General features: G+C 61.9%; 13 protein-coding genes. 6 read left to right on the forward strand and 7 right to left on the reverse strand.

All coding sequences use genetic code 11. From position 1 onward, the window contains the following. Window positions 1-47: 47 nt before the first annotated feature. The gene (locus PKE98_RS03195) at window positions 48-1,130 is read left to right on the forward strand and encodes an AlgP family protein (protein ID WP_271193815.1); all 1,083 of its coding nucleotides are present in this window, start codon (window positions 48-50) and stop codon (window positions 1,128-1,130) included. Here PKE98_RS03195 and PKE98_RS03200 read toward each other — a convergent pair. Then, entirely contained in the window at window positions 1,127-1,576 is a 450-nt protein-coding gene (locus PKE98_RS03200; protein ID WP_271193816.1) for a TIGR02444 family protein, read from the reverse strand. The genes PKE98_RS03195 and PKE98_RS03200 overlap by 4 nt on opposite strands. Before the next feature lie 50 nt (window positions 1,577-1,626). Between PKE98_RS03200 and PKE98_RS03205 the strand changes: the two genes are divergently transcribed. From PKE98_RS03205 to PKE98_RS03225, 5 genes are all read left to right on the forward strand, one after another. Continuing rightward, a complete protein-coding gene (locus PKE98_RS03205; RefSeq protein WP_271193817.1) occupies window positions 1,627-3,537 on the forward strand; it encodes an ATP-binding cassette domain-containing protein in 1,911 nt (636 codons plus the stop codon). A gap of 46 nt (window positions 3,538-3,583) precedes the next feature. Continuing rightward, on the forward strand, window positions 3,584-4,351 hold the full coding sequence (locus PKE98_RS03210) for a TerC family protein (protein WP_271193818.1): 768 nt from the start codon (window positions 3,584-3,586) through the stop codon (window positions 4,349-4,351). Window positions 4,352-4,450: 99 nt separating this feature from the next. Beyond that, the gene (gene rhtB / locus PKE98_RS03215) at window positions 4,451-5,083 is read left to right on the forward strand and encodes a homoserine/homoserine lactone efflux protein (RefSeq protein ID WP_271193819.1); all 633 of its coding nucleotides are present in this window, start codon (window positions 4,451-4,453) and stop codon (window positions 5,081-5,083) included. A gap of 185 nt (window positions 5,084-5,268) precedes the next feature. After that, on the forward strand, window positions 5,269-7,194 hold the full coding sequence (locus PKE98_RS03220) for an FTR1 family protein (RefSeq protein ID WP_271193820.1): 1,926 nt from the start codon (window positions 5,269-5,271) through the stop codon (window positions 7,192-7,194). A gap of 78 nt (window positions 7,195-7,272) precedes the next feature. Then, a complete protein-coding gene (locus PKE98_RS03225) occupies window positions 7,273-7,734 on the forward strand; it encodes a YaiI/YqxD family protein (protein WP_271193821.1) in 462 nt (153 codons plus the stop codon). Here the strand turns inward: PKE98_RS03225 and PKE98_RS03230 are convergent. The 6 genes from PKE98_RS03230 to PKE98_RS03255 all read right to left on the reverse strand — a co-directional run bounded on the left by PKE98_RS03230 (window position 7,719) and on the right by PKE98_RS03255 (window position 14,300). Further along, on the reverse strand, window positions 7,719-9,863 hold the full coding sequence (locus tag PKE98_RS03230) for a putative bifunctional diguanylate cyclase/phosphodiesterase (RefSeq protein ID WP_271193822.1): 2,145 nt from the start codon (window positions 9,861-9,863) through the stop codon (window positions 7,719-7,721). The genes PKE98_RS03225 and PKE98_RS03230 overlap by 16 nt on opposite strands. A 147-nt stretch (window positions 9,864-10,010) precedes the next feature. After that, a complete protein-coding gene (locus tag PKE98_RS03235) occupies window positions 10,011-10,481 on the reverse strand; it encodes a thioesterase family protein (RefSeq protein ID WP_271193823.1) in 471 nt (156 codons plus the stop codon). An 85-nt stretch (window positions 10,482-10,566) separates the two neighbouring features. After that, a complete protein-coding gene (locus PKE98_RS03240; protein ID WP_271193824.1) occupies window positions 10,567-11,004 on the reverse strand; it encodes a type IV pilin protein in 438 nt (145 codons plus the stop codon). Further along, window positions 10,991-12,985, reverse strand: a complete 1,995-nt coding sequence (locus tag PKE98_RS03245) for a pilus assembly protein (protein WP_271193825.1) — start codon at window positions 12,983-12,985, stop codon at window positions 10,991-10,993. Before PKE98_RS03245 ends, PKE98_RS03240 begins: the two co-directional genes overlap by 14 nt. Beyond that, on the reverse strand, window positions 12,982-13,524 hold the full coding sequence (locus PKE98_RS03250; protein WP_271193826.1) for a pilus assembly PilX family protein: 543 nt from the start codon (window positions 13,522-13,524) through the stop codon (window positions 12,982-12,984). Before PKE98_RS03250 ends, PKE98_RS03245 begins: the two co-directional genes overlap by 4 nt. Next, window positions 13,521-14,300, reverse strand: a complete 780-nt coding sequence (locus PKE98_RS03255; RefSeq protein WP_271193827.1) for a PilW family protein — start codon at window positions 14,298-14,300, stop codon at window positions 13,521-13,523. The genes PKE98_RS03250 and PKE98_RS03255 overlap by 4 nt, the downstream gene beginning before the upstream one ends. Window positions 14,301-14,308 lie beyond the last annotated feature (8 nt).

Genomic DNA, 14,308 nt, shown 5'->3' on the forward strand with positions numbered 1-14,308 from the left:
ACACCCGGCTAGTATGGGCCGCACCAACGTTCGCCAGGAGGCGCGTCATGTCGGCCAATAAGAAATCGGTAACTACTCCTTTGCATCTGCTGCAGCAGCTCTCCCAGAGTCTGCTGGATCATCTTGAAAGTGCTTGTTCCCAAGCTTTGGTCGACGCTGAAAAGCTGCTCGCCAAACTGGAAAAACAACGCGGCAAAGCCCAGGAAAAATTGCACGACGCACGCAGCTTGCTGCAAGCGGCAACCACTGCGGGCAAGAACAAAGCACAAGCCAAAGCCAAGAAGGCTGTGGGCGAGTTGGAAACCCTGCTCGATACCCTCAAAGCCAGCCAGGCCGAGACGCGCAACTACATCGTGCAGCTCAAGCGCGATGCCCAGGAAAGCCTGAAATTGGCCCAGGGCGTTGGCAAGGTAAAAGAGACCGTCGCCAAGGCGCTGGCCGCTCGTGCCGCTGCACCCAAACCCGTTGCTGCCAAACCAGCTGCCAAGGCGCCGGCCGCCAAAGCCGCTGCCAAGCCGGCCGCTAAACCGGCTGCCAAAGCACCGGCAAAAGCTGCCGCAAAACCAGCCGCCAAGCCGGCAGCCAAACCTTCTGCTGCCAAAGCGCCGGCCAAAGCTGCGGCCAAACCCGCTGCTAAGGCACCGGTAAAAGCTGCTGCCAAACCAGCCGCTAAAGCACCGGCGAAAGCCGCTGCCAAGCCAGCGGCCAAGGCCCCTGCAAAACCAGCCGCCAAGCCTGCGGCCAAACCGGCTGCCAAGGCTGCCGCCAAGCCAGCGGTTAAACCAGCAGCAAAACCCGTCGCTACCAAAGCTCCAGCAAATGCGTCGGCCAAGCCAGCTGCTAAACCTGCTGCCAAGCCAGCCGCTAAACCTGCGGTGAAAGCAGTTGCCAAACCTGCCGCTAAACCAGCAGTGAAAGCACCGGCCAAACCTGCAGTCGCTGCAAAACCGGCGGCTAAGCCTGCCGCCAAGCCGGCCGCAAAACCTGCTGCCAAACCTGCCGTCGCTGCCAAACCGGCCGTACCGGCAAAACCGGCTGCCGCACCCGCTCCGGCTCCAGCCGCCGCGCCTGCAGCGCCGGCCGCCGCAGCACCTGTCACCAACGGCAGCGCCGTACCTAGCGCTTCCTAAGTGTGAGTGATCGCGGCGCGCAGCACCTGCAGCGCGTCGTGGTCATGCTGGCCTGCCACGGCAGCCAACCAGTCCCCTTCTGTTTCACCCTTCAGCCAATCGGTTGTCGCCTGTTGCAGACGCTCCAATAGCTGCTGCTCCGCTTGTAACTCCAACGCCTTGATCTGCTCGCGCAATACGCGCAGGGCTTCGTCGTGGCCGGCTGCTTCACGCCAACCCTTACGCAATTGGCGCAGGGGCGTAATCACCTCGCTCTGCCATGGCTCAGCCAATGCGCGTAGTGCTGCCGCACGCGCCGGCGTACAGGCGATACCGCGCTGTTGCAGCCAGGCCGCAGACAGCAGCACGCACACGTCGGCGCCGTGTTGCTGCAACTGCAGGCAGGCCGATTCGATGCCGGGGCGGGCGTACAGGTTTTGGGCAAAACTCCACAGGTCAGAGGGCATGGTGCTTTCCGGGCGATGTGCGAACGAAGCTGGTAGACTCCGCCGCCATTATGATTCGACTACAAAACCTCACTTTACAGCGTGGCCCGCAGCGTTTGTTGGAAGACGCCGAGCTCACCCTGCACGCCGGCCATAAAGCCGGCCTCATCGGTGCCAACGGCGCCGGCAAATCCAGCCTGTTCGCTTTGCTGCGCGGTGAGCTGACGCCCGACTCCGGCGACTGCTTCCTGCCCGCTGATTGGCGGATCGCCCATATGCGCCAGGAGGTCGACGAGGTCGACCGTATCGCCGTCGACTACGTGCTCGATGGTGATGTGCGCTTGCGCCAGGTGCAACAGGACCTGGCCGTCGCCGAAGCGGCCCATGACGGCGCCGCTCAGGCGCGCCTGCATGCCGAGCTGGATTCGGCCGATGGGTACACCGCCGATGCCCGCGCGCGCAAACTGCTCGCCGGGTTGGGCTTTAGCAACGAACAGATGGACCGCTCGGTAGGCAGCTTTTCCGGTGGCTGGCGTATGCGCCTGAACCTGGCGCAGGCGCTGATGTGTCCGTCCGATCTCTTGCTGCTCGACGAACCCACCAACCACCTGGATCTCGATGCGATTCTGTGGCTGGAGGAGTGGCTGAAAAGCTACCCCGGCACCATGTTGCTGATTTCCCACGACCGCGATTTTCTCGATGCCGTGGTCGACCATGTGGCCCATGTTGATCAGCGCAAGCTGGTGCTGTATCGCGGCGGCTATACCGCCTTTGAACGTGCTCGTGCCGAGCGCCTGGCGCAGCAGCAACAGGCGTACGAGAAACAGCAGGCGCAGCGCGCGCACATGGAAAAATACATCGCCCGCTTTAAAGCGCAGGCGACCAAGGCGCGTCAGGCGCAAAGCCGGATCAAAGCCCTGGAGCGGATGGAAGAGTTGTCCGCCGCCCATGTCGACTCGCCCTTTGACTTCACCTTCCGCGAAGCGGACAAGATTTCCAGCCCACTGCTGAACCTCTCCGATGGCCGTCTGGGTTACGGCGAAAAAGTGATTCTGGAGAAGGTCAAACTCGGCCTGGTACCCGGTGCACGTATCGGTTTGCTTGGCCCCAATGGCGCGGGTAAGTCCACCCTGATCAAAACCCTGGTGGGCGAACTGCCGGTGATTGGCGGGCGGCTGGTGCGCGGTGAAAACCTGGTGGTGGGCTACTTCGCCCAGCATCAGCTCGATTCGCTGGATAACAAGGCCAGCCCGCTGCTGCACCTGCAACGCATTGCGCCGACTGAGCGCGAACAAACCCTGCGCGACTTTCTCGGCGGCTTCGATTTCCGCGGCCCACGCTGCGACGAACCCGTGTTGAACTTTTCTGGCGGCGAAAAAGCGCGTCTGGCCTTGGCGTTGATCGCCTGGGAAAAACCCAATCTGCTGCTGCTCGACGAACCGACCAACCACCTCGACCTGGAAATGCGCCTGGCCCTGACCATGGCGTTGCAGGAATTCCAAGGTGCGGTTGTGGTGGTTTCTCATGATCGTCATTTGCTCAAAAGCACGACCGATGAATTTTTGCTGGTGGCCGAAGGGCGTATTCAGGAATTCGACGGCGATCTGGACGACTATGCTCGTTGGTTAGTCGACTACCGCGCGCGTCAGGCGCCGGTCAGCACCAGCGCGCCGGCAGCCGACAAGACCGACAAACGCGCCCAGCGCCAGGCCGCTGCTGCATTGCGTCAGCAACTGGCCCCGCACAAGCGCGAAGCGGAAAAGTTGGAAAAAGAGTTGGGCCAATTGCACGAAAAACTGGCCAAGCTGCAGGAGCGGCTCGGTGATGCGGCGATTTATGAAACATCGCGTAAAGACGAATTACGCGATGTTCTTGCCGAACAAGCCAAAATGAAGGCCCGCGAAGGCGAGCTGGAAGAGGCCTGGATGCTGGCGCTGGAACACCTGGAAAGCCTCGAGCAACAACTGGCCCAGGTCGACTAAGGCAAAGAACCTTGCGGGTTCAACTTACCCTTTTTGAGGCAACACTATGGAATGGCTAATGAGTCCAGAGATCTGGATCGCGTTTGCGACCCTGACCGCTTTGGAAATCGTCCTTGGCATCGACAACATCATCTTTATCTCGATTCTGGTCAGCCGTCTGCCCATCGAGCAGCAACCCAAAGCACGTTTCTTCGGCCTGGCCCTGGCCATGGGTACGCGGATTCTGCTGTTGCTGTCGATCACCTGGGTGATGCGCCTGACAGCAGACCTGTTCACCGTGTTCGAGCAGGGTATCTCCGGGCGTGACCTGATTCTGTTCTTCGGTGGTCTGTTCCTGCTGTTCAAGAGCACCGCCGAGATCTACCACGGCCTCGAAGGCGCGGAAGAAGAAGCCAAGGCCGGCGGCAAGGTGTATGGCTTTATGGGGATCATCACGCAGATCGCCATTATCGACATCATCTTCTCCCTGGACTCGGTCATCACCGCCGTCGGCCTGGTGCAGCATGTGCCGGTAATGATTGCGGCCATCGTGATTTCGGTGGGCGTGATGATGCTGGCCGCCAGCACCATCAGCGAATACATCGACAAGCACCCGTCGCTGAAGATGCTCGCCCTGTCGTTCCTGATTGTGGTCGGTACTGTGCTGATAGCCGAAGCGTTCGAGGTGCATGTGCCTAAGGGCTATGTCTACTTCGCCATGGCGTTCTCGCTGGCGGTGGAAGCCATCAACATCAAGATGCGCACTGCGCGCAACCGCGCCGCCAACAAGGCTGCCGATCCGGTGCACCTGCGCAAAAACAGCCCGGACGCCTAACCGGCTGCTGTGCTCCTCAACTGTGTGGCGACTGTGCTAGTCAGTCGCCACACAGCGCGTTAACGTAAGCGCCTTCCCACATTTCTGAGGTTCGCGGCCATGCTGCTTGAAACTTGGCTGGCGTTTTTCGTTGCCTGTTGGCTTATCAGTCTTTCTCCCGGTGCCGGCGCCATCGCCTCGATGTCGGCTGGCCTGCAATACGGGTTCTGGCGCGGTTACTGGAACGCCCTGGGCTTGCAGCTCGGGCTGGCATTGCAGATCGCCATTGTCGCGGCCGGTGTGGGCGCCATTCTGTCTGCCTCGGAACTGGCCTTCAGCCTGATCAAATGGTTTGGCGTGTTCTACCTGGTGTTTCTGGGCATCAAACAGTGGCGCGCGTTGCCCAGTGACCTCTCGGACGAGGCGGCAGTGCGGCCTATCGGTCGACCGCTGAGCCTGGTATTTCGCGGTTTTCTGGTGAACGTCAGTAACCCCAAGGCGGTGGTGTTCATGCTGGCGGTGTTGCCACAGTTCATTGACCCAAAGGCGCCGCAATTGATGCAGTACCTGACCATGGGCGTAACCATGATCACGGTCGATCTGATCGTGATGGCCGGTTACACCGGCTTGGCGTCCAAGGTGCTGCGTTTGCTGCGAACGCCGCGTCAGCAGCGGGTGATGAACCGTACCTTCGGGGCGTTGTTTATCGGTGCTGCCGGTTTGCTGGCCAGCGTCCGCCGGGCGGCCAGCTGATTTAGCAGCTTCACCGCGTTGCCTTTTAACGGCGCAATCGATTCTGATCGCGCCGTTTTCGTTTCCAACTTTCCACTTCTCGCGATTCAGCCGAGCACCCGCTTGAGGTAAAGCTTTGTTACAAACACTTGAGTGAGAACGTTAGGAAGGTAACAATGTCTTCCATTCTTATTTGGGATGGAATCATGTTTGCCTCTCCCCGCCTGTTGTTGTGTCTTCTCTCGCTGTTGTCCGCTTTAAGCCTCAACGCATTCGCTGACCCGGTGGAAGGAACCGCCCAAGCCATTCACGTGCTCGACTATATCGGCGCCGATTACGCCGACGCGGTGAATGCTGGCCAGGTAATCGATGGCGACCACTACCAGAAACAACTCGATGCCCTGACGGCTCTGCAAGGCCTTATCGTGGCCTTGCCGGCCAGCCCGCAGCGCAAAGACATCGAGCAAGGCGTGGGCTCCCTGCGCGATGCCATTACCCAACGTCAGGACGCCGCGGCAGTCAGCCGCCAGGCTCGGCTGGTGAGCGCGCAAGTGGCCGCCGCCTATGAGGTCAGCCAGGCGCCGGTGATTACCCCGGATCCAACCCGTGGCGCGCCTCTCTACGCGCAGCAATGTGCGGTCTGCCACGGCGATGCAGGCTTGGGCGATGGCCCGGCCGGCATTGGCCTGGAACCGGCACCGTCGAACCTGACCGACGCCAAGCGCCTGGGCCGTCTGAGCCTGTACGACCTGTACAGCACCACCACGCTCGGCGTGGAAGGCACCGACATGCCGGCCTTCGCCGACCAACTGGACGAGCGTCAACGTTGGGATCTGGCTGTTTACATCGCCGGCCTCAGCGCCGGCGCGTCTGCTGCCACTCCAGCGGCTGCCGATGGCGCCAAGCCCAAAGTCTTCGATCTGGCTGAACTCGCGCGCCAAACTCCGGATGAAATTGCCGCCACCCAAGGTGAGCCGGCTGCTGCGCTGTTCCGCAGCCAGCGCGCCCAGCCGCCGATTGTGCAGCGTGGGCCTCAACAACTGCTCGACTACACCAGCGTCACCCTCGACAAGAGCCTGGCGGCCTACGGCAACGGCGACCATGACCAAGCCTACGACCTCTCGGTAGCCGCCTACCTGGAAGGTTTCGAACTGGTTGAAAGCTCGCTCGACAACGTTGATGCGCAAGTGCGCAAAGACACCGAAAAAGCGCTGATGGCCTACCGTCAATCGCTGCAGGATGGGCTGCCGCTTGCGCAGGCCAAAGAGAAGCTGGATTTCGCCAAGGGCAAACTGCAGGAATCGGCCAAGCTACTGGGCAGCGATGGGTTGAGCCAGTCGCTGAGCTTTATCTCGGCGCTACTGATTCTGCTGCGTGAGGGCCTGGAAGCCATTCTGGTACTGGCTGCGATTCTGGCCTTCCTGCGCAACACCGGCCAGCAATCGGCCGAACGCAGCGTACATATCGGTTGGGGCCTGGCCATGCTGGCGGGTGTGTTCACCTGGGCGGCTGCTGCATACCTGTTCGACGTCAGTGGGGCGCAGCGCGAATTGCTGGAAGGCTGCACCGCGTTGTTCGCCGCCGTGATGGTGCTGTGGCTGGGTGTGTGGATGCACGACCGTCGCCACGCCGCCGCCTGGCAGGATTACATCAAGAGCAGCCTGGTGGGTGGCGGTGGCCGTTTTGGCTTCGCCATCCTGGCGTTCTTCTCGGTGTACCGCGAGCTGTTCGAAGTCATCCTGTTCTACGAAACCCTGTGGCTGCAGGCTGGCCCTGCTGGTCACAGCGCGGTGCTGGCGGGTGGCGCGACCGCCTGCGTGCTGCTTGTGGGTCTGGCTTGGGTAATTTTGCGCGGTTCGGCCAAGCTGCCGCTGGGCATCTTCTTTGGCATCAACGCCGCGCTGCTCTGCGCGCTGTCGGTGGTCTTTGCCGGTCACGGCGTAAAAGCACTGCAAGAGGCTGGTGTGTTCGGCACCCATCCGGTGCCGTTCATTGAGTTCGAGTGGCTGGGTGTGCACGCCGACCTCTACTCGCTGTCGGCCCAGGCTGTGGCGCTTGCTGCCATCGCCATTCTGTACGGGCGCAGCGCCCTTACCGCCCGAGCGCGTGAGCAGGCGACCAGCGCCAGCTAACTCTCAGCGCTAGAAAAACGGGCGAGCAGTGTCACACTGCTCGCCCGTTTTTGTTTTTACGTTCAAAGGAGTGCGCCCATGCGCGTATGGATTGATGCCGACGCCTGCCCCAAGGCTGCCAAGGACCAGGTGGTGAAATTCGCCTTGAAGCGTCAGTTCGAGGTGCTATTGGTGGCCGGGCAAAGCCAGACCAAACCGGCCTTCGCCTGCGTACGTCTGATTGTTGTGCCCAGCGGCCCGGATGCCGCCGACGATTACCTGGTGGAGCATGCCGTGCCGGGAGAACTGGTGATTTGCAGCGATGTGCCGCTGGCCGACCGCCTAGTGAAAAAGGGCGTGGCGGCGCTGGACCCACGTGGCCGTGAATTCGATGCCGGCAATATGGGCGAGCGCCTGGCGGTGCGTAACCTGTTCACCGACCTGCGCGAGCAAGGGCAGGTCGGCGGCGGGCAGGGACCTTATGGCGAGCGGGAAAAACAGGCGTTTGCCAATGCGCTGGACCGCATCCTTACCCGCCTGGCCCGTCAGGCGGTGAGCTGAGGCGAGGCCTGCACCGGCGGCGCCAGCCAGGCCCGCAAGGCGTCCAGCGCCAAGGGGCGGCTGAAGAAATAGCCCTGGATCAGATCGCAGTCGTTGGCGCGCAGAAACTCCAGCTGCTCGGCAGACTCAACCCCTTCGGCCACGACCATCAGTTGCAGCTTGTGCGCCATGGCGATGATCGCCGAGGTGATCGCCATGTCGTTGGGTTCGGCGGGAATGTCGCGGATAAACGAGCGGTCGACCTTCAGGCTGTTGACCGGCAATTTGCGCAGATAGGCCAGCGATGAATAGCCGCTGCCGAAATCGTCGATCGAAACCCGCACGCCGAGGCGGCGAATCTCTTCGAGAATTTCCACCGCCGTGTTGAGGTTGTTCATCAACGCGTTCTCGGTGACTTCCATCACCAGCCCGGCCGAGTCCATTCCCGTGCGTAGCAGAATCTGCTCGATGGCCGCAGGCAAGGCGCGGTTAGACAGGTTCAATGCCGAGCAGTTGAATGCCACGCGAAGCTCCGGGTAGCCGGCTTCGCGCAGGCTAACCAGGTCGCGGCAGGCGCGCTCGGCCACCCACAGATCCAGCTCGACGATAAAGCCGTGTTGCTCGGCCAGCGGTGCAAATACTTCCGGGCTCACGCTGCCGCGTTGCGGGTGGTTCCAGCGGGCCAAGGCCTCCAGGCTGATGACCTGACCGGTTTCGCAGGAAACGATGGGCTGGTAATGCACATGCAGCCCGTCCTCATTAAGGGCACGGCGCAGGTCCTGCTCCAGCGTCAGGTCCATATGGGCGCGACGTTCCAGGTCCGGGCTGAAGCGCAGGCTGCGGTTGCGCCCGTTTTGTTTGCAGTAGCCCACGGCAAGACCTGCGTGTTTGAACAGCGCGTCGTAGTCGCGGCTGTCCTGAGGGAAAACGCTGAGGCCGATACTGGCCGTTTGCGTCAGCTGCCCGCAGGACAGATTGAACGGGGTTTGCAGCTGGTCAACGATGCGGCTGGCCAGTTGTTCGGCCTGATAGCTGTGTTCCACTTTGGCCAGCACACAAAACTCGTCGCCGGAAAAACGCGCCAGCACATCCTCGCCGCCGAGTGCCGAGCGAATGCGCTGGGCAACCAATTGCAGCAGGTGGTCGCCGGTGGCATGGCCGAGGCTGTCGTTGATGCGCTTGAAGTTGTCCAGATCGATAAACAGCAGCGCCCAGCGCTGCTGCGGCTCCACGGCGCCTAGGGCGCGCGTGGCCAACTGGGTGAAGGCGCGGCCGTTGAAGAGGTTGGTCAGCGGGTCGTATTGGGTCACCACGTTCAGTTGTTGGGCAACCCGCCGCAGCTTGGCATGCTGCTCGCGCAGACGCTGATCGGCCCAGCTTGCACCAATGCCGGCAACGATGATGACCAACGCGATCAGGCCGATGGAGATGGCCAGCACGCTTTGCTCGCCGGTCTCGGCCACCGGCTGCAATACATGGGCATACAGATCGGTAGGCACGGCCAGGGTCATGGCGGCCATACCGGTGAAGTGCATGGACGCAATGGCTCCGCCCATCACCAGGCTGGCAAGCATTCGCAGCCAATGCGCGCGCTCACCGGTCTTGCCGCGAAAATAGAAGGCCAGGATCACGGCAGCCAATGAGGCCCCGATTGCGATCAGCACCGAGACGGCAAAAAGTATGGGGTCGTAGTACTGGGTGGCGGCCGACTCAATGGCGGCCATTCCGCTGTAGTGCATGGTGGCAATGCCAACGCCTGCGGTCACTGCGGCGGCTAGGTACTGCCAGGCCACCAGGCGCTTGCGACTGATCACCCACATCACCGCGTACGACACGACGATGGCGACCAGCAGGGAAGCCAGGGTGATTTTGAAGTCGTAGCCAATCTGTAGCGGCGCACTGAATGACAGCATGGCGATGAAATGCATCGACCAGATGCCGCCACCCAACGCAAATGCGCCGATCCAGCGCCAAAGCTCGCGCCCCCCGACGGTACGGCTGCTGCTCACACGGTTGGCCATGGCCAGTGCGGTAAAGCCGGAGGCACTGGCAACCAGGTAGGCGAGAAACACCAGGCTTGGATCATGCTGGCAATCGAGAATCGCCGTCTGGTTGGCCGGCATGTCAGCAATGAAGTGCAGCAGTGACATCACAAACTCCAACCCCAAAATTACAACCCAATACTGTCAACAGTAATGGCTCTTTGCCAGTTTCGGCATCTTAAAGGGCACCGAAGGCCAAGGCTATGTTTTTGGTCGCTTGGGCCGCCCCGCGTGCTGAGCGCTACAGTCGCTGCCCTAGCCGCACAAATAGGTGCCTGTGCCCACGGCCACCAGCGTGCCGTCGTCGGCATGCAGTTCCGAGCGTACCACTGCGACTTTATTGCCTGAGCGTAGCAAAACCGCTTTGGCGACGAAGTGCTGGCCGCGTCCGGGCCGCAGATAATCCACCCGCAGATCGATCGTGCCGAGCTTTGAAAGCCGCGCCATGCGTTCACCACTGCTGAGGTTCTGGTGACGTTCGAAGGCGCCGATGAGTGCCATCGCGCCGCCGGTAACGTCCAGCAGTGCCGAAATAACCCCGCCATGGAGAATGCCGTGGACGAAGTTGCCTACCAGCCCCGGCTGCATGGGCAGGGACATCAGCACGTGGTCGGTGGATAACTCGTCGATGCGGATGCCCAGCATCTGGTTGAACGGAATGCGTTCGAAGAAGCCTTGCACCGCCTGTTTCAGCTCGGGGGTCAGTTCGAAAGGGGGCTCGGACATGGCTGGGGTCACTCCAAAAGGTAGGCACTTAGCCTGCCGCAAGGTGGACACGGGCGCCATCCCTGGCCCGGGTGGGCATATGTGACTATCTCCAGCACTCCAGCGCACTGACGGTGCCGGTGGTGCCGGTTCTGCCAATGCCATCGAGTAGCAACGTGGCGCATGCCGTGTCGGCACGCTGCGCGCCCAGGGGCTCGGCGCGCAGGCGGTAGCCGCCGTCTCCGGGCTCGCTGGTGAGGCGATACAGGCCCTTGTTGCTGCGCACCTCACCGTCTCTGGAATGGGTCATTTGCAGTTCATCGAGCCCGCTGGTGCTGGTGATGTAGTGCTGATGCTGGGCGTAGTGGCGGGCCTGCCGGGCGGCGGCATCCACCAGCAAGACCTGGCCGTCGGTACGATTGCTGCGCAGCACGTGCTGGCGATACTGGGGCATTACCAGGGCATACAGCACACCCACAATCGTCAACACGGCCAGTAGTTCCAGCAGGCTGAAGCCGCCGCTCATGCGTTTACGGTGTGCCATCGCTGATTACCCTCCAACTTTGTCTGCCGTTGGCCCGTGGGCCCAGCGAAATCGCTGCACAGCCCGCTTCGCCGAGCACGCAGGGCATGCCAGTGGCGGGGTCCACAGTTATCTGCACATCCGAGGGAGCGGCAATGCCCGAAGGCGCGAGGCCGCCGCTGCTGTCTTGGCTGTCGACCCGACCATCGCCATTGAGATCAAAAACCGGAAACGGCGCGCCACCGCCCAGGGTCGGGTCAATAACGTACAGTCGCGTCTGGATATCGAGCTGGCAGGGCGCTGTGCTGGGGATCCGAGTGGTGAAGCTCAGTAACTCGCCGAGGCGTTTGGCTGGCTCGAGCAGACGCTCGCTCGCGGTAGCTGATGCCGCCGCTTGCAAGTCGATGTACCAGCCCAGTTTTCCCTGCGTATCGTGTTCACGCTGGCGCCAGTCGATTGGGCGGCGGCTCAGGTTGAAGGTCAGGCCATCGCTGCTGGAAACCTGCTGGTGCTGCAGGTCGGCGATGCTGATGGTGACGTGGTTGTGGGTGTTTTCGCCGCGGGTATGGCGGTCCCATATTCCGTACAGGCTTTGCCGATCACGGTCGGCCTGGCGGTGGTTCTGGCCGGTGCCGACGATGATCAGATAGCCCGATTCCGAAGGGTGGCTAACAATTGCCGGCGCCAGTGTGATGGGTTGCGCTGCCCTGGCCGAGGTGCGAAACAATGGACTTGCGCCAAAGGACACGCGAAAGGCGCTGGCATTGACCGGGCGCTCAGGCGGCGCTTTAGTCAGGTTGCCTTGACTTGTGTCATACAGATCAAAGCGCCACAGGTTGCCCAGACTATCCCCAGCATAGGCGTAGTCAGCGTAACCATCGCCATTAGTATCGGTCACCAGGGGCATCGCCAACCCTGCCGAGGGCACCGGTGTGTCAAGGCGGCGGATAAGTGCGCCGGTTTGAATATCCAGCAATAACAGGCTGGCGCGCTCTTGCGCTGCATCGATGCCATTGCCCAGCAGAGCCGCCCATTGGCCGGTGTGCAGGCGGGCAATGGTAGGGGCTGTCAGCAGGTGACCGAGGGTTGGATCCTGACGAGCATCGAACTCCCACAACAGGTTTATCTGCTCAGGGTCGCTGACATCCAGGGCCAACAGACCTCGCCCGCCCGCTCCCAGACTAACCAGCAGGACGGTGTGCCAGGCGTTGGCGAAGAAAACGTCTTGAGCAACCGCCGGGCCGTCGACGAAGAAGCGATGGGGTGCATCATTGGCGTAGTGCGGCGATGTCAGCGTCGACAGCTTGTCGAGGACAGCCGAGGGGATAATCGCCAGGCGTTCTTCACCAGTGGCCGCGTCGAAGACATGCAGCATGCCGTCGTTGGCGCCGACGTATACCTGGGCACGCCGGGGCCTGGCCCTAAACGCGGCGTACGCGCCCGGCGGGCCGTCGTAGCTTTCCATCGTGGCGGTGTGACGATCAGGCGTGCCAACGGTCAATGGCCGGGCATTCACGATATCGCCCAGTCGCGGTAAGTGTTGGCGAAGCAGCGTGCACTCTTCCAAATCCGTGCAGCGCTCGCCGCGCAGCAGCCTTAAACGGGCCTCGCCGAGCTTGTCGGGGGCGCCACGCAAGTCGGTGTTGAGCAGCGTTTGCTGCGCAAGGTCGAGATTGGCCCAGTGGAAGTCGACCAGCCCCGAGGGGCCGGCGCCGCCGGCGATCTTGATCTGCCGCTGGCGCGGGAAGTGCTCGTTGGCTTGCCACAGTTGTACGATTTTTCCCGACGCCGTTCGCCGTTCCTTGCGTAATTCACCCGACCAATCGTGCGGGTCGAAGCGTGTGCGCAAGTACGTATCAGCCTGTTCCGCTACGACCAAGCGTTCGGGCGCTGCCGGGCGATAACACAGCAGCCAGGGGAAGTAGTCGTCACCATTTTGTGGCGATGCGCTCAAGCTTGTGGCGCCGGCCAGCAGCGCCATGAATAGTGCACGCCACTTCATAGCTGGCCTTCCAGATAGGTTCTCGCTACCACGGCACGCAAGCAGACCACCGCCAGTGCACAGCTGCCGTTGAGGTTGGATGGTGCGAGGTGAGTGAAAAAGGCTTGGCTGTTGACTTCGTAGTAGTAAGTGCCAAACGCTCTGGCCGCTTTGTCGTAGGCGGCCTCTACGGGTTGCTGGCTGGTGTCCGGAATAAGGCGGATATACCAGCGCACGCTGGCTGCCGTGGGCGCGGGGCCAAACGTGCCGGGGTAGGCGGTCGCCAGCGAGAAGTCCACGGCATGATTGGTCGCCAGCCCCTGCAGGCAGGGCGGCGCGCCGCAGGGCCGAAGCGGGACAGCAGTCTTGGCGATACGGCGCTCAGCCTCCCGCAGGCCTGCTTCAGCGGCGTTGAGCAGGCGTTGTTGCTCGAGGTTTCTGGCCATTGCCTGATATTCCAGGGCGCTGTCACGCACGCTGGTAATCGCCAGTGCGGTTACCACCAGCAATAGCATCAGGGTCACGATAAGCACGCTGCCGCGCTGAGGGCGTCGGATCATGGCAGCAGATTCCTGAGCGCGGTGGTGCCTTTGATTACTTGGTACAACTGCCCCTTGGTGCTGCTTGGTAGTGCACTTTCGTGCCAGTACTGCCAGGCAGGAGAGTCTCTGGTGGTCGTGCGCGCGGGCGCTGGTGTGCTCAGCAGTGCGGCGTAGCGAACGCTGCGGATGGGGGCATCGCTGGCCGGTGAAGCGGTGTAGGTGGTTGGATCAGGGTGGCCGTATACCCCGACGCCATAGTCGAAGCGCAGATCAAGGATGCCTTCTGTGAGGGTGGCGGAGCCGCCTTTGCTGGTGCAGAGCAATTGCTGGTTGTTGTTGACAGCCAGCTTCTCAATGTAAGCCTCCACGGGTTCGGCATACGGCTGGGCCAGACTGCTGGCGTTGGCCGGCCGGCCGTTGCCCAGACAATCCACCTCCAGCCGGTCGCTGGGTTGGTAGCGAATGCACAGCGCTTTACGGGTCAACGCCTTGATTACCTGGCCGGCAGTGAAGACGCAGCCGGCCACGCCAGATTGCGCCTCGCTAAGCGCAGGGAACGCGGCTTGCAGGGGTTGGTCTGGCCGGCGTTTGAAGCCCGTTCTGGCCAACTGTCGGTCCAGCCATTGCAACGTAAACTGGGCGTTGGCCTGGTTGTCAGCCTGGGCGCGCTGGAACAGGAAGCTGATTTTGGTATCAACCACCAGCTGAGTCGCTGCCAGGGCCAGGAAAGAGGCGATCGACAGTGCCACCAGCAGTTCGACCAGCGACAGGCCGCGTTGTGTTGTTCTGAACATGACGGCTG

The organism is Pseudomonas turukhanskensis (assembly GCF_027922365.1).
Lineage (GTDB): Bacteria > Pseudomonadota > Gammaproteobacteria > Pseudomonadales > Pseudomonadaceae > Aquipseudomonas > Aquipseudomonas turukhanskensis.

What these genes read in the sequence shown, in the direction of transcription:
- PKE98_RS03195 (WP_271193815.1), top strand. Translation starts at nt 48, where the DNA reads ATGTCGGCCAATAAGAAATCGGTAACTACTCCTTTGCATCTGCTGCAG.
- PKE98_RS03200 (WP_271193816.1), bottom strand. Translation starts at nt 1,576, where the DNA reads ATGCCCTCTGACCTGTGGAGTTTTGCCCAAAACCTGTACGCCCGCCCC.
- PKE98_RS03205 (WP_271193817.1), top strand. Translation starts at nt 1,627, where the DNA reads ATGATTCGACTACAAAACCTCACTTTACAGCGTGGCCCGCAGCGTTTG.
- PKE98_RS03210 (WP_271193818.1), top strand. Translation starts at nt 3,584, where the DNA reads ATGGAATGGCTAATGAGTCCAGAGATCTGGATCGCGTTTGCGACCCTG.
- rhtB (WP_271193819.1), top strand. Translation starts at nt 4,451, where the DNA reads ATGCTGCTTGAAACTTGGCTGGCGTTTTTCGTTGCCTGTTGGCTTATC.
- PKE98_RS03220 (WP_271193820.1), top strand. Translation starts at nt 5,269, where the DNA reads ATGTTTGCCTCTCCCCGCCTGTTGTTGTGTCTTCTCTCGCTGTTGTCC.
- PKE98_RS03225 (WP_271193821.1), top strand. Translation starts at nt 7,273, where the DNA reads ATGCGCGTATGGATTGATGCCGACGCCTGCCCCAAGGCTGCCAAGGAC.
- PKE98_RS03230 (WP_271193822.1), bottom strand. Translation starts at nt 9,863, where the DNA reads ATGTCACTGCTGCACTTCATTGCTGACATGCCGGCCAACCAGACGGCG.
- PKE98_RS03235 (WP_271193823.1), bottom strand. Translation starts at nt 10,481, where the DNA reads ATGTCCGAGCCCCCTTTCGAACTGACCCCCGAGCTGAAACAGGCGGTG.
- PKE98_RS03240 (WP_271193824.1), bottom strand. Translation starts at nt 11,004, where the DNA reads ATGGCACACCGTAAACGCATGAGCGGCGGCTTCAGCCTGCTGGAACTA.
- PKE98_RS03245 (WP_271193825.1), bottom strand. Translation starts at nt 12,985, where the DNA reads ATGAAGTGGCGTGCACTATTCATGGCGCTGCTGGCCGGCGCCACAAGC.
- PKE98_RS03250 (WP_271193826.1), bottom strand. Translation starts at nt 13,524, where the DNA reads ATGATCCGACGCCCTCAGCGCGGCAGCGTGCTTATCGTGACCCTGATG.
- PKE98_RS03255 (WP_271193827.1), bottom strand. Translation starts at nt 14,300, where the DNA reads ATGTTCAGAACAACACAACGCGGCCTGTCGCTGGTCGAACTGCTGGTG.